Source organism: Acidovorax sp. KPB24-03, assembly GCF_057546605.1.
Genome location: NZ_BAAJYR010000045.1, coordinates 1 through 21,477, shown reverse-complemented (window position 1 = coordinate 21,477; position 21,477 = coordinate 1). Strand labels below are relative to the sequence as shown.

General features: G+C 64.5%; 19 protein-coding genes and 3 pseudogenes. 11 read left to right on the top strand and 11 right to left on the bottom strand.

What is annotated here, in order from left to right:
- From AC27KI_RS08425 to AC27KI_RS08415, 3 genes are all read right to left on the bottom strand, one after another.
- Nucleotides 1-246: DUF4880 domain-containing protein (locus tag AC27KI_RS08425; RefSeq protein ID WP_487113419.1), on the bottom strand; the 246-nt coding region annotated here is incomplete at its 3' end.
- A gap of 81 nt (nt 247-327) precedes the next feature.
- Complete coding sequence (locus AC27KI_RS08420) at nt 328-906, bottom strand: sigma-70 family RNA polymerase sigma factor (protein WP_487089526.1); 579 nt, start codon at nt 904-906, stop codon at nt 328-330.
- A gap of 154 nt (nt 907-1,060) precedes the next feature.
- A complete protein-coding gene (locus AC27KI_RS08415) occupies nt 1,061-2,527 on the bottom strand; it encodes a short-chain fatty acyl-CoA regulator family protein (RefSeq protein ID WP_487089527.1) in 1,467 nt (488 codons plus the stop codon).
- Between the two features lie 121 nt (nt 2,528-2,648).
- Between AC27KI_RS08415 and AC27KI_RS08410 the strand changes: the two genes are divergently transcribed.
- From AC27KI_RS08410 to AC27KI_RS08400, 3 genes are all read left to right on the top strand, one after another.
- The gene (locus tag AC27KI_RS08410) at nt 2,649-3,074 is read left to right on the top strand and encodes an acyl-CoA thioesterase (RefSeq protein WP_487089528.1); all 426 of its coding nucleotides are present in this window, start codon (nt 2,649-2,651) and stop codon (nt 3,072-3,074) included.
- Entirely contained in the window at nt 3,071-4,234 is a 1,164-nt protein-coding gene (gene prpC, locus AC27KI_RS08405; protein WP_284402829.1) for a bifunctional 2-methylcitrate synthase/citrate synthase, read from the top strand. Before AC27KI_RS08410 ends, prpC begins: the two co-directional genes overlap by 4 nt.
- 791 nt (nt 4,235-5,025) lie before the next feature.
- Complete coding sequence (locus tag AC27KI_RS08400; RefSeq protein WP_487113417.1) at nt 5,026-5,409, top strand: helix-turn-helix domain-containing protein; 384 nt, start codon at nt 5,026-5,028, stop codon at nt 5,407-5,409.
- Here AC27KI_RS08400 and AC27KI_RS08395 read toward each other — a convergent pair.
- Complete coding sequence (locus AC27KI_RS08395) at nt 5,394-6,131, bottom strand: IS1595 family transposase (protein ID WP_487113421.1); 738 nt, start codon at nt 6,129-6,131, stop codon at nt 5,394-5,396. The two genes, AC27KI_RS08400 and AC27KI_RS08395, sit on opposite strands and share 16 nt — an antisense overlap.
- 21 nt (nt 6,132-6,152) lie before the next feature.
- A pseudogene (locus tag AC27KI_RS08390) lies at nt 6,153-6,323 on the bottom strand (transposase); the annotation flags it as partial.
- Nucleotides 6,324-6,461: 138 nt separating this feature from the next.
- Here AC27KI_RS08390 and AC27KI_RS08385 point away from each other — a divergent pair.
- The 3 genes from AC27KI_RS08385 to AC27KI_RS08375 all read left to right on the top strand — a co-directional run bounded on the left by AC27KI_RS08385 (nt 6,462) and on the right by AC27KI_RS08375 (nt 9,890).
- Nucleotides 6,462-7,058: a Panacea domain-containing protein gene (locus tag AC27KI_RS08385; protein WP_487113415.1), complete on the top strand. Its 597-nt coding sequence runs from the start codon at nt 6,462-6,464 to the stop codon at nt 7,056-7,058.
- 509 nt (nt 7,059-7,567) lie between these two features.
- The gene (locus AC27KI_RS08380) at nt 7,568-9,019 is read left to right on the top strand and encodes a bifunctional 2-methylcitrate dehydratase/aconitate hydratase (protein WP_487089529.1); all 1,452 of its coding nucleotides are present in this window, start codon (nt 7,568-7,570) and stop codon (nt 9,017-9,019) included.
- 4 nt (nt 9,020-9,023) lie between these two features.
- The gene (locus AC27KI_RS08375; protein WP_487113413.1) at nt 9,024-9,890 is read left to right on the top strand and encodes an isocitrate lyase/PEP mutase family protein; all 867 of its coding nucleotides are present in this window, start codon (nt 9,024-9,026) and stop codon (nt 9,888-9,890) included.
- 103 nt (nt 9,891-9,993) lie between these two features.
- Here the strand turns inward: AC27KI_RS08375 and AC27KI_RS08370 are convergent, their stop codons facing one another.
- The gene (locus tag AC27KI_RS08370) at nt 9,994-11,115 is read right to left on the bottom strand and encodes a sensor histidine kinase (protein WP_284404060.1); all 1,122 of its coding nucleotides are present in this window, start codon (nt 11,113-11,115) and stop codon (nt 9,994-9,996) included.
- Nucleotides 11,116-11,170: 55 nt separating this feature from the next.
- Here AC27KI_RS08370 and AC27KI_RS08365 point away from each other — a divergent pair, with 55 nt between their 5' ends.
- The 4 genes from AC27KI_RS08365 to AC27KI_RS08350 all read left to right on the top strand — a co-directional run bounded on the left by AC27KI_RS08365 (nt 11,171) and on the right by AC27KI_RS08350 (nt 13,991).
- The gene (locus AC27KI_RS08365) at nt 11,171-11,533 is read left to right on the top strand and encodes a response regulator (RefSeq protein ID WP_284404057.1); all 363 of its coding nucleotides are present in this window, start codon (nt 11,171-11,173) and stop codon (nt 11,531-11,533) included.
- A gap of 174 nt (nt 11,534-11,707) precedes the next feature.
- Entirely contained in the window at nt 11,708-12,571 is an 864-nt protein-coding gene (locus AC27KI_RS08360) for a DUF2167 domain-containing protein (RefSeq protein WP_487113411.1), read from the top strand.
- Between the two features lie 6 nt (nt 12,572-12,577).
- Nucleotides 12,578-13,345 (top strand): hypothetical protein, encoded by a 768-nt coding sequence (locus tag AC27KI_RS08355; protein WP_487089532.1) that lies wholly within the window; start codon nt 12,578-12,580, stop codon nt 13,343-13,345.
- Between the two features lie 103 nt (nt 13,346-13,448).
- Complete coding sequence (locus tag AC27KI_RS08350) at nt 13,449-13,991, top strand: 2OG-Fe(II) oxygenase (RefSeq protein ID WP_487089533.1); 543 nt, start codon at nt 13,449-13,451, stop codon at nt 13,989-13,991.
- A gap of 46 nt (nt 13,992-14,037) precedes the next feature.
- Here the strand turns inward: AC27KI_RS08350 and AC27KI_RS08345 are convergent, their stop codons facing one another.
- On the bottom strand, nt 14,038-14,988 hold the full coding sequence (locus AC27KI_RS08345) for an NAD-dependent epimerase/dehydratase family protein (protein WP_487113409.1): 951 nt from the start codon (nt 14,986-14,988) through the stop codon (nt 14,038-14,040).
- A 122-nt stretch (nt 14,989-15,110) separates the two neighbouring features.
- Between AC27KI_RS08345 and AC27KI_RS08340 the strand changes: the two genes are divergently transcribed.
- A complete protein-coding gene (locus AC27KI_RS08340; RefSeq protein ID WP_487089535.1) occupies nt 15,111-16,010 on the top strand; it encodes a LysR family transcriptional regulator in 900 nt (299 codons plus the stop codon).
- A gap of 64 nt (nt 16,011-16,074) precedes the next feature.
- Here AC27KI_RS08340 and AC27KI_RS08335 read toward each other — a convergent pair whose 3' ends face one another.
- From AC27KI_RS08335 to AC27KI_RS08320, 4 genes and pseudogenes are all read right to left on the bottom strand, one after another.
- A complete protein-coding gene (locus AC27KI_RS08335; protein WP_487113407.1) occupies nt 16,075-17,025 on the bottom strand; it encodes a class I SAM-dependent methyltransferase in 951 nt (316 codons plus the stop codon).
- Between the two features lie 224 nt (nt 17,026-17,249).
- Nucleotides 17,250-18,215, bottom strand: coding sequence for a tripartite tricarboxylate transporter substrate binding protein (locus AC27KI_RS08330; RefSeq protein ID WP_487113405.1), 966 nt, complete (start codon nt 18,213-18,215; stop codon nt 17,250-17,252).
- A 214-nt stretch (nt 18,216-18,429) separates the two neighbouring features.
- Nucleotides 18,430-20,295, bottom strand: a pseudogene (gene lpdA, locus AC27KI_RS08325) (dihydrolipoyl dehydrogenase); the annotation flags it as partial.
- A 13-nt stretch (nt 20,296-20,308) separates the two neighbouring features.
- A pseudogene (locus AC27KI_RS08320) lies at nt 20,309-21,262 on the bottom strand (2-oxo acid dehydrogenase subunit E2); the annotation flags it as partial.
- Between the last annotated feature and the right edge of the window lie 215 nt (nt 21,263-21,477).

The following is a 21,477-nucleotide window of genomic DNA, read 5'->3' as shown; positions in this document are numbered from 1 at the left end:
ATGCGCCTGCTCGGCCGCCAGTTGCCGCCGCAATTGCGCCACGCCGGCCGCAGGCAACTGGTCCAGCCGCTGCCAGTCGGCCTGCCAGCGGGCGAATGCCGCCTGCCGGCCCGGGTGCCCGGCCAGCCAGGCCTGGAATTCGGCGTTTTGCTCTACACCCCGTTCACGGTCCAGGCGCGCGAACCATGCCAGCGCCTCGGTATCGAGGTCACTGGACGAGGGGGCCGCGCGGTGGGGATCGGTCATGGACATTTCAAAAGGGTACCTGGCAGTAGACGCACGGCGCGGCGCCATCCCAACCTTGCGGATCCAGGAATGGGCAGCGCGTCATCGCGGGCCTTCCGGTAGCGTGGGCTGTGCCGGTGCGCGGGGGGAGCCGCCCAGCCGGTCCTGGCAATCGCGGCAGGCCTGCATGCCCCGCTGGATGTGGCGCTCCACCATGGTCACCGAGATGCCCATGCGGCGCGCGATGTCCGCCTGGGCAAGGCCATCGAACTTGTGCAGGATGAACGCCTCGCGGCAGCGCAGCGGCAGTTCGCCGATGGCAGCCAGCAAAGCGTTCACGGTCTGGGATGACATGGCCGCCACCTCGGGCTCGCAGGCCCGTGGGCCGGCCAGGGCCTGAGCGGCCTGCTCGAAGCCATCGTCGCCCTCCAGCGGGGCATGCTGGCCGCGCACCGCGTCGCGGCGATGCTGGTCGATGACGAGGTTGCGCGCCGTGCGGTACAGAAACGCCCGGGGTTCGGCGATGGTCTCGCCCGACTGCTGCACGGCCAGCACCCGCGCATAGCTTTCCTGCGCCAGGTCGGCCGCCATCTCGCGGTCCTGGACGGACCCTTGCAGGAACCTCAGCAACTCTCGGTAATAGCGCGCGAACACGGACATCTGAACCAGGGAATGGGCCATGCCCATCGACATGGCCAGACCCCGCGAACGCAGGATCGATGGCGCAAAAGGCAAGCGAAGGCCGCAGTATAGGAGATGCAGTAAATGAGATTCACTTCGAACTGCATGCACCATGTTCGCCGATGCGTTGATCGGCCCGTGCCACGGTGCGCGGCTACCCACGGCCCGCCGTGTCCCCCGCCGGGTACGGGGTGAAGCGGCTTTCGTTCTCGCTCACATCCAGCGGCCGGCCCAGGAATGGAAAGGCCCGTTGCGGACAGCCGATGCGTTCGCACACCTTGCAGCCCATTCCGATGGGCGTGGCGATCTCAGGATCGTCCAGGTCCATGCCACGCGAATAGACCAGCCGGGGCGCATGGCGGATGTCGCAGCCCAGGGCCACAGCAAAGGTCTTGCTCGGCGCGCCGAAGCCGCCTTGGCCCGTGGAGACCGTCCGGGCGATCCAGAGGTAGCTGCGCCCGTCCGGCATGCGCGCCAGTTGCGGCAGGATCTTGCCGGGCTGCGAAAACGCCTCGTACACGTTCCACAGCGGACAGGTGCCACCCGTCTTCGAGAAATGGAAATGGGTGGCGGACTGGCGCTTGGAGATGTTGCCGGCCCGGTCCACGCGGATGAAGAAGAACGGCACGCCCGGCGCACCGGGCCGCTGCAGCGTGCTGAGCCGGTGGCAGATGGTTTCGAAGCCCACCCCGAAGCGCCGCGCCAGCCGGTCGATGTCGTAGCGCGTGGTTTCGGCGGCCTGCAGAAACACGGCGTAGGGCAGCAGCAAGGCACCAGCGAAGTAGTTGGCCAGGCCGATGCGCCCGAGTGCGCGCGCCTGCGGGTCGTGCCGGAATTCCGGCAGGTCCACCAGCGCATCGAGCAGCGTTGAATGCGCCAGCAGCGCCCACTGCGTGCCCAGCTGGAACGCGAGCTGGCCGGGGTCGAGCGACGGGGACAGCCGCAGCACCCTGCTGCCTGGGTCGTAGCTGCGCAGGTGCGTGCCCATGTCGTCCTGCGAGGGCACGGTGCGCACGCCGTGCTGCTGTTGCAGGCGCCGCGCCAGCCAGTCGGACAGCAGACCGCCCTCGGCCTGCGCCTCGGCGGCCAGCTGCTCGGCGGCGCGGTCGATGGAGTCCAGGTAGTTCTGGTGCGAGAGGAAGAAGTCACGCACGCGCTCGAAGGCCATGGGCTGCACGGGTGCAAGGGGGGCATGGCCGTTGTCCGGCCCCCCTTCTTCCCCCCGGCCATCACCCAGGCGCACGGCGAGTGCCTCCAGCCGCTGCGTGGCTTCGAGGTGGCGCCGGTGGAGCGCCAGCAACGCACGGCCCACGGCCGGCATCTGCGAGGCGATCTCCCGCAGCTCCGGCAGCGCGACCGACTCGCCCCCGGGGTTGTCCGCCAGCGCCTCCTGAAGGCCCGCCACCATGCGCGCCTCTTCGTCTTCGGAGAACTGCTGCACGTCCACCCCGAGCGTGCGGCTGACCTTGAGCAACACGGCCACGGTGAGCGGCCGTTGGTTCTGTTCCAGCTGGTTCAGGTAGCTGGGCGACAGGCCCAGCGCCTGCGCCATGGCGATCTGGGACAGGCCGCGCTCGGCGCGCAGCTTGCGCAGGCGCACCCCCATGAAGGTTTTCTTCATCCCGTCGCCCACCACCCAGAAAAAAAAATTCGCAGAATTTGCAAACTGGCTGTTTTTCATTCGCAAAGCTTCGCTCTTTCAGTGCTTTATCAATGCGCTCATTGTGCGTAGATTGCGAAGCATGACAACCCCCAGCGGCCCCATCCTCGCGTTCCAGGACATCGTCTTTCCCTGCCAGGCGAACCACCACGGCACGCTGTTCGCAGGCCATGCCCTGCAATCCATGGCCAAAGCGGCGTTCCTGGTGGGACGCAGCGTGGCTCAGCGGGATGTGGTGATGGCCAGCGTGACCGGCATCGACTTCGTGTCGTCCGTCCCGGTGGGGCACGTGCTCACGCTGCAAGCCCGCGTGAGCCGGGTCGGCCGCAGCTCGATGACCGTCTGCGTGACCGGCCTGGCGCAGGCCCTGGGCGGTCCGCAGGAGGAGGTGCTTCGGGGGGTGTTCGAAATGGTGGCGGTGGACGCCGCCGGGCGCCCCGCAACCATCCCCCGCTCCGATGCCGCCCTGCCCACCGCCCCCCTCCCCTTTGCAAAGGAAATCGCATGACCCTCGCGACCCCCACCGCGCCCCCGGGCGCCCGCGTCAAGAAATCCGTGGCGCTGTCCGGCGTCACGGCCGGCAACACGGCGCTTTGCTCCGTCGGGCGCACCGGCAACGACCTGCACTACCGCGGCTACGACATCCTCGACATCGCCGAGGTCTGCGAGTTCGAGGAAATCGCCCACCTGCTGGTGCACGGCAAGCTGCCGACCACCGCGGAGCTGCGCGCCTACAAGGCCCGGCTCCGCGCGATGCGCGGGGTGCCGGCCAGCGTCAAGTCGGCGCTGGAGCAGATCCCCGCGCATGCCCACCCGATGGACGTGATGCGTACCGGCGTGTCGGCGCTGGGCTGCACCCTGCCCGAAAAGGACGAGCACCCCACGCCCGGCGCGCGCGACATCGCCGACCGGCTGCTGGCATCGCTCGGCTCGATGCTGCTGTACTGGTACCACTGGTCCACCCAGGGCCGGCGCATCGACGTCGAAACCGATGACGACTCCATCGGCGCGCACTTCCTGCACCTGCTGCATGGCCGCAAGCCGCCGGCGAGCTGGGAGCGCGCCATGCACACCTCGCTCAACCTGTATGCCGAGCACGAGTTCAATGCCTCCACCTTCACTGCGCGCGTCATCGCCGGCACCGGCAGCGACCTGTATTCGTCGATCTCGGGCGCCATCGGCGCGCTGCGCGGTCCCAAGCACGGCGGCGCCAACGAGGTGGCCTTCGAGATCCAGAAGCGCTACGACAACCCCGACGAAGCCGAGGCCGACATCCGCCGCCGCGTCGAGGCCAAGGAGGTGGTGATCGGTTTTGGGCACCCGGTCTATACCGTGAGCGATCCGCGCAACGCGGTCATCAAGGGCGTGGCCAAAACCCTGTCCCAGGAGGCGGGATCGACCCGCATGTTCGACATCGCCGAACGGCTGGAGGCCGTGATGCGCGAGGCCAAGAACATGTTTCCCAACCTGGATTGGTTCAGCGCCGTGAGCTACCACATGATGGGCGTGCCCACGGCCATGTTCACGCCCCTGTTCGTCATCGCCCGCACCAGCGGCTGGGCCGCGCACGTGATCGAGCAGCGCATCGACAACAAGATCATCCGGCCCAGCGCGAACTACACGGGGCCCGAAGACCAGGCCTTCGTCGCGCTGGCGGACCGCACCTGAAGCCGCATTGGCGCATCCCTCCTTTTCTTTTGGCACTTCCGTACTTGACTAAAGTTGGTACCCAACCAAATAGGTTGCCCTGATTGGCGGAGGAAGTTATCCCTTCTGCCTTTGGATTATCTCCACCCAACTAATGTTCGTCCTATTACCAGGACTAGTATAAAAATCGCAAAGCTGAAACCAAACTTTTTCTTGTAATAAATCCATCTTGAAGAATGGAAAGCTGCGCTCCGCGACCATTCAAACCACTCAAAGGCTTTCCATGCTGCCCAAAATGCAGCGCACGATAAAAGAATCACAATTCCTTTCAACATTTTTTCTTCCCCATGCGATTGTTACGTTGACTGTCCTAGCTAAGCGCAACCTGAGATGCCCCCCTCCGGTGAGGGACTGCGAGCCTTCTGACCTACCTACTCCACCTAGAACGTAGGTCCCCAACCGTGAGGTCCGGAGGCATCCTGCGCCCTCCGGGGTACACCAACCTCACGCTGCCCGACGGCAGGCCGAAGGCTTTCTCTAGCTTGCTCTGGATTGCCTCTATTGAGGCATCAGCCCTGGCTCGCTGGAAACGCTTCTGGATGGGCTTCCGCAAGGTCTTTGCGGCTTTGGTCACTGGCATCGAGACAGCTCTCCTCTCTAAAGTCGCAGCATAGCACAACTCAAAAGACCTAAGCACAACTCAAAACATCGAATTTGCCGGCCTAAAAAGTTGCCACAAGGCCATCTGATGTGTTACGCAACGCAATCAGATGCCCAACTATCTGCGTTGACCACCAACGCGGAGAACTGTCGTGTCTAAAGAAGAACTCATAAATCGGCGCCTAGGGCGAACGATCGCCAAAAAGCGCAAGGCTGCTGGGTACACGCAGGAGGAAGTGGCGCAGCAGCTAGGGATCGGCACCGAGGCTTTTTCGCGCATTGAGCGCGGCATCAACGCCGCCAGCATCTTCAAGCTGTTTGAGATGGCGGACCTTTTTGAGTGCGGGGTAGAGACCTTCTTGGTCGAGGGTAGTCGTCGTCCGACCGAGCAGGCGGATCGCATCGCTCAAATGTTGAAGAGCCTAACCACAGCAGACAGACAGTTCGTGGTCAACCTTTTAGATCGTCTGACAACCCGGCTCAAGAGCTCTGCCAAGAAGGCCGTCGAGGAAGATGACTCTCAGGCGCTCAACTGATGTTTGAGCGCACTACGGGAGAGGGATCTGTCTTCGATTCCTCTGAGAGCTTTCTTCATCCGCTGGCTGTCGCTAAGTTTTCGGGTGTTCCACTTGAAATCTAGTTCGGCCAGATAGCGATGCAGATGCTTCTCACTGACCTGATGGAATGTGCCGCACAGGCTTCGCTTTACTATTGAAAAGCTGCCTTCTACCGTGTTGGTGGTTACGTCGCCCCGTGCGTATTCGCGCGCCCTATGGTTGACGCTCTCATGTGAAAAGAAGTCCAGATGGATCTTGTGATAGATGCCAGCCTCGTCCGTCATAACCCGTGACTTTTGATCTATGTGTTCACGCAGCAAAGGCCTGACTATCTTGGCACTCAAGGCCGGAAGGTGGAACGAACGCTTGTCGCCTTCGCGATCCACCATTGAAACGATTTTCATCTTGTGATTCCAGCCACGAGCTCCTGGCGGCAATTTTCCGTTGTTGCCCCAGTAGGTCTCATCGACCTCAACTACCCGACCTTTGCCGCCGAGTTTCTTGGACCTCTCTTTGACCGAGGGAAGCATGGCTTCCCTAATACGGTGACACATGAACCACGCCGTGTTGTAAGACACATCGATCATGCGCTCCACCTGCAAAGCGGAGATTCCCTTTTTGGAAGCTGACATTAAATGAATCACCAAGAGCCATTTGTTGAGTGGAACCTTAGAGCCATGAAACAGAGTTCCTACGGTCACTGTAAATAGCCTGCGACAGCTATTGCAGTAGTAAAGCCCTGGCCGGTGATTCTTGCTTTTGGTCGGGCTTGTGCGCTCAGACTCTCCACATTTAGGGCACCACCTAAATTTCCTCCAGCGCACGGATTCAAGGTACTGGACAGCCAACTCTTCTGAACTAAACAGGGGATTTGTCAGGTTTGACAGCCTCATTTGCGCACCTATCGATTGATTTGACGCATTATACCCCATTATGCGTCAATCGATATATTTTGGCTGGTGGTATTAATCTTCCTGGTAATGGTATTTAGTGCCGCCCGTTAACCTCACCCAACGCAGTTGCATATCCAAATGGAAAAACACAGTTTTCATTCCAACATCTTGAGTTGGTTTTCTCATCTTCGGTGGATACGTTTGGTCGCCAATTCCAAGCTTAGACAAGCTAAAATTGTTGGTAAAATCGCATTTTTGCCAGGAACAGGGAAGAAATCTGACATGGCCGCCACCGCATTGGACGTTGCGAACTACATCATCACCCTCTTTCAAGAAGCGGGTGATCCGGTGACCAACCTCAAACTCCAGAAGCTTCTCTACTATGTTCAGGGGTGGCACCTTGGCCTGTACGACGAGCCAGCCTTTGATGGAGAGTTCCAAGCCTGGGTACACGGCCCTGTTTGCCCCGATGTCTACCACCGTTTCAAAAGCTACAGGTGGAACCCCATAGTTGAAGAGGTTGCCAAGCCAAAGCTCGGCAAATCTCTGGCCAAACACATAAATGAGGTGCTGGAAACCTACGGTGGCGACACTGGGTGGCAACTGGAATATCGCACTCATAAGGAACCGCCGTGGATCAAAGCGCGCAGAGGCTTAGACCCCGACGATGAGTCTACAGAGGTCATCTCCCGAAAGTCGATGACAAAGTTCTTCAGCGAGGAAGCCGATAGCTGATGAGCAAGATTAAAAAGAATCCGATTCCAGGGGAGCAGAGAACGCACAAGAAGCAAGCGTTGCCTGATGACTTGCTGAGGTTCTCTTTTCGGCACTTGTCTACGGACGACAAGTTTGGCCACACCCATGCTTCGGACACTAGCACCTATCTTGAGTGCTTGCTAGAGCGTCTGAAGTCGATTTCAGAGTTGAAGCTCAGCGAATTCAGATCCAGCAGAGACAAGTCGTTGCGTGCTCACACGCACGACTGGGCGAATACATCAGAACCTAGTGGCTATCAACATTTGACTCCCCAACTCTGCGCATGCGAGCCTTGGCAGTTTCAATTGAGCAGCAACGAGCACGGCAGAGTTCACGGGATTCTCATAGATGAAGTCTTTTACGTAGTCTGGCTCGATCCGCAGCATCGCCTATATCCGTAGAAGCCACCAACTTTTAAGGTTGGGTACCAACTTTAGTCAAGTACGGAAGTGCCTTTCTTTTCACCACTACCCGACACCCCAGCCCCCATGTCCGCGCCCATCAGCAACATCCGCCCCGAATACGACCAGGTCATCGTCGATATCGTCGACTACGCGCTCCGCTACGAGGTGACCTCGGACCTCGCGCTCACCACCGCCCGCCACATCCTCATCGACACCCTGGGCTGCGGGCTGGAGGCGCTGGAGTACCCCGCGGCGCGCAAGCTCATCGGTCCCATCGTCAAGGGCACGTCCGTACCCCACGGCGCCAAGGTACCGGGCACCCCGTTTCAGCTCGACCCGGTGCAGGCCGCGTTCAACATCGGTGCTTTGATCCGCTGGCTCGACTTCAACGACACCTGGCTGGCCGCCGAATGGGGCCATCCGTCGGACAACCTGGGCGGCATCCTGGCCGTGGCCGACTGGCTCAGCCGCAACGCCGTGGCGGCGGGCAAGCCACCGCTGGTGATGCGCGACGTGCTCACCGCCATCGTCAAGGCCCACGAGATCCAGGGCGTGATCGCGCTGGAAAACGCCTTCAACCAGGTCGGGCTCGACCATGTGGTGCTGGTCAAGGTGGCATCGACCGCCGTGGTCTCGAAGCTGCTGGGCCTGTCGCGCGACGAGACGCTGGCCGCCGTGTCGCTGGCCTGGGTCGATGGACAAAGCCTGCGCACCTACCGCCACGCACCCAACGCAGGCAGCCGAAAGAGCTGGGCGGCGGGTGACGCCACCAGCCGTGCCGTGCGCCTGGCGCTGATCGCGCAGACCGGGGAGATGGGCTGCCCCTCGGCACTGACCGCGAAAACCTGGGGCTTCTACGACGTGTGCTTCAAGGGCCAGCCGTTCCGCTTCCAGCGCCCCTACGGCAGTTATGTGGCGGAGAACGTGCTGTTCAAGATCAGCTTTCCGGCCGAGTTCCACAGCCAGACCGCGGTCGAAGCCGCCATGGCTTTGCACCAGCAATTGCGGGACGCAGGCAAGACCGTGGACGACGTGCAGCGCATCACCATCCGCACGCACGCGGCCTGCATCCGCATCATCGACAAGCAGGGCCCGCTGAACAACGAGGCGGACCGCGACCACTGCATCCAGTACATGGTGGCGGTGCCGCTGATTTTCGGCCGGCTCACCGCAGCCGACTACGAAGCCGGCGTGGCGGCCGATCCGCGCATCGACGCGCTGCGCGCCAGGATTCATTGCGTGGAAGACCCCCGCTACACCGCCGACTACCACGACCCGGAAAAGCGCAGCATCGCCAATGCGCTGACGGTGGTGTTCAACGACGGCAGCGCCCTGCCCGAAGTGGCGGTCGAATACCCCATCGGCCACCGGCGCCGGCGCGCCGAAGGCATTCCACTGCTGGAGGCCAAGTTCCGCCGCAACCTCGCGCGCAGCTTCCCCCCGAAGCAGCAGGACGCGATCCTGGCGGCCTCGCTCGATGCGCAGACGCTGGAGGCCCTGCCAGTGCACAAATACATCGACCTCTACGTGATCTGACGCCATGGCCCACACCCCACGCAAACACCTGCGCGCACTGGTGGAGGCCCGCCGCGGCGTGCTGGTGCCGGGCGCGTTCAATGCGCTGTCGGCCCGGGTCGTCGAAGACCTGGGCTTCGAAGCGCTCTACGTCACCGGTGCCGGTGTGACCAACATGTGGTTCGGCCTGCCGGACCAGGGCTTCATGGGCCTGCACGAGATCGCCGACCACACGGCGCGCATCCGCGACGCGGTCGCCCTGCCCCTGATCGTCGATGCCGACACGGGCTTTGGCAACGCGCTCAACGTCCGGCACACCGTGCGCGTGCTGGAACGTGCTGGCGCCGACTGCATCCAGCTCGAAGACCAGGTCGCGCCCAAGCGCTGCGGGCACTTTGCCGGCAAGGAGGTGATCGCCTGCGAAGAGGCGGTCGGCAAAATCAAGGCGGCGGTGGATGCGCGCACCGATCCCGACCTGCTCATCATGGCGCGCACCGACGCGGCCGCGACGCTGGGCCTGGAGGCGGCCATCGAGCGTGCCGAACGCTTCGCGCAAGCCGGGGCCGATCTTCTGTTCATCGAGGCCGTCACCAAAGCCGAGGACATTCGCGCGCTGCCCGGACGCCTGGCCACGCCGCAGCTCATGAACATGGTGATCGGCGGGCGCACGCCCATCGTCGGGGCAGAGGAACTGGGCCAGTTGGGCTACGGGATCGTGCTGTATGCCAATGCAGCGCTGCAGGGCGCGGTGGCCGGCATGCAGAAAGCGCTCACCGTGCTGCGCGAGACGAAGCGCCTCGGCGAAGACCCGGCCTTGGTGGCCTCTTTTGCAGAGCGCCAGCGCCTGGTGGGCAAGCCCGCTTGGGACGCCCTGGAGCAGCGCTATGTTTGACAGAGGCTGCTCGCGCCGGCCCGGATTGGCGAATTCGGCAAGCCGTCACCGCTGAACGGTGCGTCGAGCCCTTGCGGCCGGGCTCGCCGACAGCGCCTGCCCCTCAAGCCGTCCTTGGGGATTTGGGCAGCACCATCCTGAACCGGATCACGCCATCCGCCGTCGTGGCCGTTACCTCGCCCTGGTGGGCCCTGGCGATCTCCCGCACGATGAACAGGCCCAGGCCCAAGTGTCCGGACGAGGCACCGGCCTCGCTGGCGTTGCGCCGCAAGGGATCGAACAAGGTGTTCAGCACGTCCTGTGGAATCGGATCGGCAACGTTCTCCGTGGTGATCTCCACCGCCGTCTCCTGGCCTACGACGATCACGGCCACCGCGCTGCCCTCCGGGCTGTGCTGCGCTGCGTTCGACACCAGGTTAGAGACGGCCTGCCGCACGCGCGACCTGTCGAAGGCGCCGCGCGTATCGCCCGTGATCTGCAGCTGGATCTGCCGTTTGGGAAAGGCCTGCTGCAGCATCTCGAACTCTTCCTGGCATTCCGCGCCCAGATCGACCGCCTCGCGATTCAACTGCATGCCGACGCCCAGCGTGGCCTTGTTGTATTCGAGCAGCGAGTCGAGCAGCGCATTCAGGCGGCGGCCATTGCGCAGCAGCGCGCCGACCAGGTACATCGCCTGCCCATTGCTCTTGCTCTCGACCCGCTCCAGCAACTCTGCGGTCAGCATCATGGCGTTCAGCGGGCCGCGCAGGTCATGGCCCAGCACCCCCAGAAAAATATGCCGCCATTTCGCAATTTCTGCGGCATGGAAAGCCACTGATTCTGCGACCGCCTGGTCGATGGCCTCGTTGAAACGCACCGTGTCTTGGATGACGAACTCATTGGGCTCGCATGCCTCCGTCCACAGCCGCAGCACGCAGGAGCGGATCACGCGGTATTCGGCCACCAGTTGCTCGATGTCCAGCCCAATGCGGGCGCGCAGCGTGCCGTGGGACTGCGCAGCCGATTCTTCGGCGGGAGGCGCCGCGTGCCCCAGGGATTTGTCGATGGACTGCTCCCGGCTTTGCGGCTGCTCCAGATCCAGTGCTATGGTGTTCAGCACCAGTGGCAGATGGTTGCGCAAAACGCTGGCGGCGGAGCCCTGCAGCGCGGGAATCTGGGTTGCATAGGCAAACGACTCGGCAAGGATCTCTTCCCGAGCTTGGCGAATGAACTGCGCAAGGCGCATGGCGATACTCCGATTGGCCTTGAAGAAAAGTAACGTGTGCCGTTACCAGGAAAATATGAAGCCCAAACGCATCCTGGTTGTCGATGATCACCGCGACTCCGCAGACATGCTCTGCGAACTGCTGATGATCCGAAATCCCGATTTGTCTGTGCAGGCAGCTTACGACGGCCTGTCCGGGCTTGAGCAGGCGCTCAGTGGACATTTCGATGTAGTCATTCTTGACCTCATGCTTCCCCGAATGAGCGGCATCCAGGTCGCCCGTGAGATCCGGGCGAAGCTCGGCGGCAAGGCGCCCGTGCTGATCGCCCTGTCGGGCAGCGTTGCTGAAGTGGCGCAGCACCAGGGCGGTCCGGATTTCAGTCATGCCCTGACGAAACCCTTGAATGTCGAACGGCTCATGGGCATCTTCCTACCCTAGGCCGAGCGGTTTTGTGGTGCGGCGCACCGGGTACATTTGCCCTGGCGCCGGGCGGCAGAGGTGTCCGCTCCAGCCTGGGGCTGGGCGGAAGGCCTGTGCGCACACACCAAAAACCAATTCATAACAGGGTAAGAAATGATCAAGTCGTTGGCTACGGCCATCTTGGGCATCAGCATGTCCATGGCCCTTTGGGCCCAGGCGCCGGAATCGCAACAGCGCCAGGAAAAACTCGCGGAGCAAGTCAAGGCCCTGCACTGGATCGACCAGGGCCAGGGCGAAATCGGCAGCAACGCCGCCATCAAGATCCCGAAGGGATACGCCTTTTTGGACGACAAGGACACGGCCAAACTGCTGCAGCTGTATGGCAATCCGCCCACGCCGAACCACTACCTGATCGCCCCGCGTTCGCTGGACTGGTTCGCGGTGTTCTCGTTCGACGACACCGGCTACATCAAGGACGACGAGAAGATCAACGCCCCCGAACTGCTGTCGTCCATCAAGGCCGCGGATGCAGAGGGCAACCAGCAGCGCAAGAAGCTGGGGATGGAGGCCCTGTACACCGAGGGCTGGCAGGTCGAGCCGCATTACGACGCGCAGAGCAAGCGCCTGGAATGGGGCCTGCGCCTGCGCGATGAAAGCGGCCACCAGGCGATCAACTACACCTCGCGCATCCTGGGCCGCACCGGCGTGATGAGCGCCATCCTCGTGTCCATCCCGAAAACCTCGCGAAGGACACCGAGCAGTTCAAGCAGGTGCTCACGGGCTTCAACTACAACAGCGGCCAGACCTACGCCGAATTCAAGAACGGCGACAAGCTCGCCAAGATCGGCCTGGGTGCGCTGGTGCTGGGCGGCGCAGCGGCCGTGGCGTCCAAGAAGGGTCTGTGGACGGTCATCGGCGGTTTCATCGCCGCGTTCTGGAAGTTCCTGCTCGTCGGCGTGGCCGCTGTCTTCGGTGCCATCGGCAAATTGTTCGGCCGCGGCAAGAAGGAAGCCTGAGCACCGCGCCCGCTACGGCCCCCTCGCCGCCAACCTCTGACACCCCGTGTTCACGCTGCTGGGCCCCGAAGCGCAGGTGATGCTCGCCATCTGCGCCTTCTACGCCTATGACGCCTGCATGCCGCTGGCCGCAGATGCCGGCTTGCTGCGCCGGGGCCGGCGGGTTTGGCACGGGCTGCTGGCGACGCAGGGTTTCGAGGTCCGCTGGGCCTACCTGGCCTGGCCTGCCTTGCTGCTGCCGCACCAGCCCGTCTACACCTTGCGGTGGGACGCGGAGCGTGTCCACCTGCCGGGCGATACGCTGGCGATCGAGGGCCTGCGCCAGCACGCCAAGGGTTTCGCCGGCTTCGCGTGGCCGCTGTATGGCCTCGGGGCCACCTTGTTCATGCTGCTGCCTGCGGCGCTGTTCCTCTGGCCGAGCGAAGCCGCGCAACTGGGCTGCCTCGCGCTGATCTACGGGTTTGCGTTCTGGATCGCGCTGCTGGCCCTGCGGCAGGGGCGGCGCGGCCATACGCCACAGCACACCGCGCGCTCGGTGGCGGTGCAGGCCATCCTTTGCCCGCCGTTTGCGCTCAACGCCGTGCGCAAGCTGTCGGCAGCCTATTCGCCCCCTTGCGATTGGCTTCAGGCGGCCCATGCTGTGCTGGAGCCGGGTGCGTGGCGCGACCTCGCGGAGCGCGCGCAAGCCGTCGTCGAAGCGGGCATGGACCAGGCGCAGGCCGAGGACAACCCCCAGACGCTGCAGCGGCTCAGCGCAGCCCTTGACGAGCTGCAAGCCAGCATCGCCGCCAGTGCGGATGGGCACGTGCAGTAGCCCAAAGCCGGCATCTCCACGCACTGTGAGACCATCGAAGCACGCAGCCTGCGCGCTGGTCTTCGGCTGCGCTTCAGACGTTTTTTTTGGCGGAGATCGAACCATGCATCGGGTGACACTGAGTCCTCGCGTTTTCACCATCCCCCAGTTTTTGACGCCCGCCGAATGCGGTCAACTCATCCAGCTGGCTGAGGACACGGGTTTCATCGCGGCGGAGGTGCGCACCCACGGTGGACCCCGTCCCCTGCCCCAGGTGCGAAACAACCAGCGCACGATGGTGGAACGCCCGGACTGGGTGGCGCTGCTGTGGCACAGGCTGTCGCAGGTGGATCTGCCGGAGATCGAGGGTGCCCATGCGGCGGGCCTGCCCAAGGACCTTCGCTTCTACCGATACACGCCCGGCCAGCGGTTCAAGATGCACAAGGACGGCCCATGGCATGAAGGCGGCCTGACCAGCGCTCTCACGTTCCTCGTGTACCTGAACGAAGGCTTCGAGGGAGGCCCCACCGACTTCAAGACCTTCCAGGTACAACCCAGGCAAGGTACGGCCATCTTGTTCATCCACGACACCTGGCACGAAGGCGGCACGCTGGTGGACGGCACCAAGTACGTGCTGCGTTCGGATGTGCTGTACGCCAAGGGCTAGGCCATCTTCTGAACCGCTTGGATGCCCTGCATGAAAGAGGCAGGCTTCAACCCCCGCGCCCTGCCGCAGCCGCCAGCGTTTGCCGGATGCCTTGCGCATAAGGCGTCTTGTGGATCGGTCCCAGCAGTTCCTGCAGGGCCGAGTCGTCCATGAGCACCGGGTTGGTGAGCAGGTAGTGCATCTCCACCATCTCGCGCATGAACGGGTTGAACAGGCCAATCAGGCGCAGCATGGTCTTGCTCACCACCCTGCGCTTGAGCGCCCTGCCGGTCTGGCGCTCCATTTCGGACACCAGTTCACGCTGCGTCGTCACGCCGGCCCCGCCAAGATTCCAGATCTTGCCGAATGCCGCAGGAGTGTTCGCCAGCTGGACGACCACCGGGCCCACATCCGGCACGTAGACGAACTCATGCGGGCGGTCGATGGGGCCCACCATGTCGGCTGTGCCGCCCTGCACGGCGGCCTGCGCAGCCCCATGCAGCAGGCTGGCCTGCACGCCGGGGCCATAGAAATCCGGCAGGCGCAGCACCGTGGCGCGGATACGGCCATCGGCATGGGCTTGCATCACCAGGTCTTCCTGTGCCTTGCGCATTCGGCCCTTGAACGTGTGCGGCGCCCGGGGGTGGTCTTCGCGCACCGGCTGTGTCCGCGGGCGGCCGTACGGATACACCGTGCCGATGAGAACGATGTTCCGGACGCCGGCCGCGATGGCGCCCGCCAGCGTCTTGCGCATCACGTCCGGGTGCAGCCCGAACTGCCAGTAGTTCACACCCACCATGTAGACCAGCGTCTCCACGCCCGACGCGGCCGCTTGCACCGAAGCCGGGTCGTCGGGATTCCAGGTCACGATGTTGGCCAGCGGATCGGCGCCGAAAGCCTGGCTCAGGCTGGATCGGGTCCGGCCGACGACGCGATAGGGCTGGCCTTTGGCGCGAAGCGCAGCGGCGATGCTTTGTCCAATGGCGCCTGCGGCGCCGAAGAGTGCGATGGGGGGCATGGTGATGTCCTGCTGAATCGTGGACCGCCGGTACTTCAGCGGTGCGAGCCTGCAGTTTGCGAGCGGAGTGGGTCAAAGAAAATTGCCTAAAATCGCATCCCCACTATTCATAAATGCATACCATGGCCGATCCCGAACCGAGTTGGGAGTGGTACCGGACCTTCCTGCAGGTGCTGGAAACCGGTTCGCTGTCGGCGGCCGCCCGGGCGATGGGCTTGACGCAGCCCACCGTCGGCCGCCATGTCGACAGCCTGGAAAACGCCCTGGCATTGAAGCTGTTCACGCGCTCGTTCGATGGGTTCAAGCCCACCGAAGCCGCGTTGGAACTGCAACCCTATGCGGCCGGCCTGGCGTCCACCGCGGCGGCGCTGCGCCGCGTGGCCAGCAGCCATGGATCCGGCGTGCGCGGCACGGTGCGCCTCACGGCCAGCGAGATCGTCGGGGTCGAGGTGCTGCCCCCGATCCTGTCGGCCCTGCGCAGCGCACACCCGCAACTGACCATCGAGCTGGTGCTGTCGAATGCGGCGGACGACCTCCTGCACCGGGAGGCCGACATTGCCGTGCGCATGTTCCAGCCCACGCAGGAGGCCCTGGTGGCCAGGCGCATCGGCGCTGTGGAACTGGGGCTGTATGCGCACAAGCGCTACCTGGCGGCCCACGGGGTGCCGAAGTCGATGGACGACCTGGCCGGCCACGCGATGATCGGGTTCGACCACGAGACGCCTTTTCTGCGCAGGATGCAGGCGCAATTCCCGGTGTTCGCTCGCCCCGGGCTCGCGTTTCGGGCAGACAGCGATCTGGCGCAACTGGCAGCGATCCGGGCAGGCTTCGGCATCGGTGCTTGCCAGGTCGGGTTGGCGGCCCGGGACAGGTCGCTGGTGCGCGTGCTGCAGCCGGTGTTTTCGCCCGCGCTGGACACCTGGATCGCCATGCATGAGGACCTGCGCGAGAGCCCGCGCTGCGCTGCCACCTTCGCCGCGTTGGCGGCGGGCCTCACGCGCTACATCCAGAGCGGCGGCTGAAGCGGCCCGCCCACGAAGGGCGCTGCGGGCCACCCGCGCAGAAGCATGGGCCCTCTACCGGGCATCAATCCGGCGCTTTGTACACCAGCACCTTCAGGGCCCGCTCCGAATGCACGTCCGCGAACACTGCGGGGTTGGCCAACCGCTCCACCAACGCCAAGTCCGGCGCCAGCGCCTGCATCTGCCCTTGCAGAAAATCCAGGCCCAGCTCCGGCGCATTCAGGCACAGCAGCGCGTGCCCGCCCGGCGCCAGCAGGTCCGGCAGCCGCCGCATGAGCCGCGCGTAGTCCTTGGTGGCGACGAAGCTGCCCTTCTGGTAGCTGGGCGGGTCCACGATCACCAGGCCGTAGGGGCCGCCGCGCGTGATCTTGCCCCAGGTACTGAAGATGTCATGGGCCAGAAAGCCTGCGCCCGTGGTCAGTCCATTGAGCTGGTGGTTCTGCTGCCCGATGGCGATGGCGCCGTGGCTCATGTCCACGTTCACCACCTGCCGGGCGCCCGCCTGCAGTGCCACCACCGAAAACGCGCAGGTGTAGGCGAACAGGTTCAGCACCTTGGCACCACGCGGCTCGCGGGCCTGGTGCGCTGCGACGCATTGCCGAACCCAGCGCCGGCCTTCCGCCATGTCCAGGAACAGGCCGTGGTTCTGCCCCTTGAGCACATGCACGCGAAAGCGCGCCCCCTGCTCCGTGACCACATGCGGGTCCGGCACGGCGCCTGCCATCAGCCGGGTTTCTGCGCGGCCCTGCACGCGCAGTGGCTCGTGGCGGCACTGGAACACCCAGTTCAGCGGCTCGCCCGGCGCGATCTGCGCCCAGCGGCCTTGCAATGCGGCGCCGATGGTGGCGAGGTCTTCATCGGCCACGGGCAGAAAACTGGTGAGCACGAAGACCGGCGGGTAGGCGTCCAGCGCCCAATGTTCGCAGCCGGGAAACCGGCCGCCGCGTCCGTGGAAGATGCGCTGGGCGTCCGTGGGGAGGGCCATCGTGGCGATGGCGTCAAGCAAGGGTTGCATGGTGCGATTGTGGCAAAGAAACCAGGGCGAAAAGCCCTCCGCCGCTTGCCGATCCGAACCCACCAGCTACCAATTCCATAGCAACCGCCATCCCTCGCTTGCCCACCCATCGCGTTCGAGGGCCGGTGCGCCAACGAACTGGCGCCACTCCGAAGCGCAGGGCCGCCTGCTCACGCTTTCACCCTGGCCATCCCTTGCCCGGCCCGCCCCGCGAGCGCATCGGATCAGTCCACCGACGCGCCGGATTGCTTCACGGCCTTGCCCCACTCCACGATTTCGCGGGCGACGAACTGGTCCATGGCCTCGGGCGTGCTGGGCGACGGCTCGGAGCCGCGGTCGCGGATGAACTTCTGCATCTCGGCGCTGGAGAGGATGTCCACCACCTCGTGGTTCAAGCGGTCCACGATGGCACGCGGCGTGCCCTTGGGTGCCATCAGGCCCAGCCAGCCCACGGCTTCGAAGCCCTTGAACTCCGGCAGGCCGGTTTCGGCGATCGCCGGCACGTTCGGCAACTGGCTGGAGCGCGTGGCAGAGGTGACACCCAGCGCAACGGCCTTGCCCGCCTGGATGTTGGCCAGGCCCGCCGTCACCGAATCCACCATCAAGGGCACCTGCCCGCCGATGAAATCGGCCTGCGCCGGCCCGCTGCCCTTGTAGGGAATGTGTTCGATCTCGATCCTGGCACGCGCCTTGACCATCTCCCCGCTCAGGTGCTGCGTGCCGCCGATGCCCGCGCTGGCATAGCTCAGCTTGCCCGGCTCGGCCCGGGCCTTGTCCACCAGGTCCTGCATGGACTTGATGCCGGATTGGGGATGCGCCAGGAACACCAGCGGCACCTTGGCGACGAGGCTGATGCCCTGCAGGTCCTTGCGGGGATCGAAGTTGACCTTGCGGTACAGCGTCTGGTTCACCGCCATCGCGCTGCCGGCCATCACCAGCGTGTAGCCGTCCGCCTTGGCGCGCACCACCTGCTCGGTGCCGATGTTGCTGCCCGCGCCGGCCTTGTTGTCCACCACCAGCGGCTGCCCCAGGCGGGAGCCCAGTTTCTCGGCCAGCGCCCGGGCGAAGATGTCGGTCGCCTGGCCGGGCGGAAAGGGCACGACCAGGGTGATGGGCTTTTCGGGCCAAGCCGCCATGGCGGCACTGGACAGCGCCAGCAGAACGGCCGGCGCGCAGAATTTCAATCGCATGGGGAAATGTCTCCTGTGGTGGATTCGAGTCCATCGCAGCGCGTGGCGGCAAGTGCATTGTTGCGCCCGTCCCGAACTTCGACCCATGATAGGCCGCCGCTGGCGTCCCCTCGGCGCCCACACCCCATCCAATCGCGACCTTCCGGCCCATGAAAAAAGGCAGCCGAAGCTGCCTTGCGTGATGAGGGCGCCGCACAGTGGCGCCGGACTCACTTCTTTTGCGGCGCACGTCCGTGCAGGAGCCGTGCGCGATCTCCGCCGCCATGCCAATGCTCTCGCCCAGCGTGGGGTGCGGGTGGATCGTCTTGCCGATGTCCACCGCGTCGGCGCCCATCTCGATCGCCAGGGCGATCTCGCCGATCATGTCGCCCGCATGCGTGCCGACCATGCCGCCGCCCAGAATGCGGCCGTGGCCATGGGCCTCGGGCGAATCGTCGAACAGCAGCTTGGTCACGCCTTCGTCGCGGCCGTTGGCGATGGCGCGGCCGGAAGCCGTCCAGGGGAACAGACCCTTCTTGACCTTGATGCCCTGCGCCTTGGCCTGGTCTTCTGTGAGGCCCACCCACGCCACTTCGGGGTCGGTGTAGGCCACACTCGGGATCACGCGGGCGTTGAAGGCGGCGGCGGCCAGTTCCTTGTTGCCCTGCAGTTCGCCGGCGATGACTTCCGCCGCCACGTGCGCCTCGTGCACGGCCTTGTGCGCCAGCATGGGCTGGCCCACGATGTCGCCGATGGCGAAGATGTGCGGCACGTTGGTGCGCATCTGGATGTCCACGTCGATGAAGCCGCGGTCGGTGACGGCCACGCCGGCCTTGTCGGCGCCGATCTTCTTGCCGTTGGGCGTGCGGCCCACGGCCTGCAGCACCAGGTCGTACACCTGGGGTTCCGGAGCGGTGCCGCCCTCTTGCGCCGCGGCGAAGGTCACCTTGATGCCCTCGGGCGTGGCTTCGGCGCCCACCGTCTTGGTGTTGAGCATGATGTTGTCGAAGCGCTTGGCGTTCATCTTCTGCCAGATCTTGACGAGGTCGCGGTCGGCGCCCTGCATCAGGCCGTCCATCATCTCGACCACGTCCAGGCGCGCGCCGAGCGTGCTGTACACGGTGCCCATTTCCAGGCCGATGATGCCGCCGCCCAGGATGAGCATGCGCTTGGGAACCGCCTTGAGTTCCAGCGCGCCGGTGGAGTCCACCACGCGCGGGTCCTTGGGCATGAACGGCAGGTGCACGGCCTGCGAGCCGGCGGCGATGACGGCGTTCTTGAAGGCGATGACCTTCTTGCTGCCCGTCTTCTCCTGGCCCGTGGCGCCCGTGGTCTCTTCCACTTCGAGGTGGTTCGCACCCACGAACTGGCCCACGCCGCGCACGGTGGTCACCTTGCGCATCTTGGCCATGGCCGCGAGGCCGCCCGTCAGCTTGCCGATGACCTTTTCCTTGTGGCCGCGCAGCGTGTCGATGTCCACCTTGGGCGCCCCGAAATCGATGCCCGCCGCCTTCAGGTGGCTGACCTCGTCGATCACCGCCGCCACGTGCAGCAGCGCCTTCGACGGGATGCAGCCCACGTTGAGGCAGACACCGCCCAGGGTGGCGTAGCGCTCGACCACGATCACCTTGAGGCCCAGGTCGGCCGCACGGAACGCGGCGCTGTAGCCGCCGGGGCCACCGCCCAGCACGAGCACGTCGCAATCCAGGTCGACCGTGCCGCCGTAGCTGGCCGCCGGAGCAGTTGCTACGCTTTTTGTAGCAGCATGCCCTGGTGTTGATTGTGCTGGAGCCTGTTTTGGCTCGGAAGCTGCCGCAGGCGCCGCTGCAGGTGCGGGCGCCGCGGCCGGCGCGCTGGCGGCGTCGGACGCCTCCAGCGTGAGCAGCACGGAGCCTTCCGCGACCTTGTCGCCGATCTTGACCTTGAGCTCCTTCACCACGCCGGCATGGCTCGACGGGATTTCCATCGATGCCTTGTCGGATTCCACGGTGATGAGGCTCTGCTCGGCCTTGATGGTGTCGCCGGGCTTCACCAGCAACTCGATCACGCCCACTTCGGCGAAGTCGCCGATGTCGGGCACCTTGATGTCGATCACTGCCATAGGGGATGCTCCTTTACAGCAGGATGCGGCGGTAGTCCGCCAGCACTTGGCCGAGGTAGGCGTTGAAGCGCGCGGCGCTGGCGCCGTCGATCACGCGGTGGTCGTACGACAGCGACAGCGGCAGCACCAGGCGCGGCACGAAGGCCTTGCCGTCCCACACCGGCTTCATCTGACCCTTGGAGAGGCCGAGGATGGCCACTTCGGGTGCGTTGATGATGGGCGTGAAGTGCGTGCCGCCGATGCCGCCCAGCGAGCTGATCGACATGCAGCCACCCTGCATGTCGGCCGCGCCGAGTTTGCCGTCGCGGGCCTTCTTGGCCAGTTCGCCCATTTCCTGGCTGATCTGGAGGATGCCCTTCTTGTCGGCATCCTTCAGCACCGGCACCACGAGGCCGTTGGGCGTGTCCGCCGCGAAGCCGACGTGGTAGTACTGCTTGTAGACGAGCGTGTCGCCGTCCAGGCTGGTGTTGAACTCGGGGAATTTCTTGAGCGCGGCCACCACGGCCTTGATGACGAAGGCGAGCATGGTCACCTTCACACCGGACTTCTCGTTCTCCTTGTTGGTGGAGACGCGGAAGGCTTCCAGCTCGGTGATGTCGGCCTCGTCGTTGTTGGTGACGTGGGGAATCATCACCCAGTTGCGGTGGAGGTTGGCGCCGCTGATCTTCTTGATGCGCGACAGGTCCTTGCGCTCGACCGTGCCGAACTTGGCGAAGTCCACCTTCGGCCAGGGCAGCAGGTCCAGCCCGGCACCGGAGCCGCCACCACCGGCCGGGGCCTTGGCGGCCTGGGCCTTGGTCTGGGTGGCGCCGCTCATCACCTGCTTGGTGAAGGCCTGCACGTCATCCTGCGTGATGCGTCCCTTGGGGCCGGAACCCTTGAGCTCTTCGAGCGGCACGCCGAGTTCGCGGGCGAACTTGCGCACCGAGGGGCTGGCGTGCGGCAGGCCGACGGGCGCGGTGAGAGGTCGGCGGGGTTCGCTGGCGCCGGCGAATCCCGCGACAGGGCCAGGGCCGCGGGTCACAAGGGAACGCCGTCGGGAAAGCCGAAGAGAATGCATGGCGACTCCAAAAAGGACTGCAGCGGCGTGTGAGCGATTGTGCTGGCCTGCGTTCCGCAAGCATTACAATTTTTACAAATTTACACCAACACCGGCCGCCGGGTTTCCATCGACATGCCTTC

Bases quoted from the DNA above. Each gene is read 5' to 3' on its own strand.
- AC27KI_RS08345 (WP_487113409.1), bottom strand. From the start codon at position 14,988: ATGCCCCCCATCGCACTCTTCGGCGCCGCAGGCGCCATTGGACAAAGC.
- AC27KI_RS08375 (WP_487113413.1), top strand. From the start codon at position 9,024: ATGGCCCACACCCCACGCAAACACCTGCGCGCACTGGTGGAGGCCCGC.
- AC27KI_RS08380 (WP_487089529.1), top strand. From the start codon at position 7,568: ATGTCCGCGCCCATCAGCAACATCCGCCCCGAATACGACCAGGTCATC.
- AC27KI_RS08360 (WP_487113411.1), top strand. From the start codon at position 11,708: ATGTCCATGGCCCTTTGGGCCCAGGCGCCGGAATCGCAACAGCGCCAG.
- AC27KI_RS08340 (WP_487089535.1), top strand. From the start codon at position 15,111: ATGGCCGATCCCGAACCGAGTTGGGAGTGGTACCGGACCTTCCTGCAG.
- AC27KI_RS08370 (WP_284404060.1), bottom strand. From the start codon at position 11,115: ATGCGCCTTGCGCAGTTCATTCGCCAAGCTCGGGAAGAGATCCTTGCC.
- AC27KI_RS08350 (WP_487089533.1), top strand. From the start codon at position 13,449: ATGCATCGGGTGACACTGAGTCCTCGCGTTTTCACCATCCCCCAGTTT.
- AC27KI_RS08410 (WP_487089528.1), top strand. From the start codon at position 2,649: ATGACAACCCCCAGCGGCCCCATCCTCGCGTTCCAGGACATCGTCTTT.
- AC27KI_RS08415 (WP_487089527.1), bottom strand. From the start codon at position 2,527: ATGAAGAAAACCTTCATGGGGGTGCGCCTGCGCAAGCTGCGCGCCGAG.
- AC27KI_RS08420 (WP_487089526.1), bottom strand. From the start codon at position 906: ATGGCCCATTCCCTGGTTCAGATGTCCGTGTTCGCGCGCTATTACCGA.
- AC27KI_RS08335 (WP_487113407.1), bottom strand. From the start codon at position 17,025: ATGCAACCCTTGCTTGACGCCATCGCCACGATGGCCCTCCCCACGGAC.
- prpC (WP_284402829.1), top strand. From the start codon at position 3,071: ATGACCCTCGCGACCCCCACCGCGCCCCCGGGCGCCCGCGTCAAGAAA.
- AC27KI_RS08385 (WP_487113415.1), top strand. From the start codon at position 6,462: ATGGAAAAACACAGTTTTCATTCCAACATCTTGAGTTGGTTTTCTCAT.
- AC27KI_RS08330 (WP_487113405.1), bottom strand. From the start codon at position 18,215: ATGCGATTGAAATTCTGCGCGCCGGCCGTTCTGCTGGCGCTGTCCAGT.
- AC27KI_RS08365 (WP_284404057.1), top strand. From the start codon at position 11,171: ATGAAGCCCAAACGCATCCTGGTTGTCGATGATCACCGCGACTCCGCA.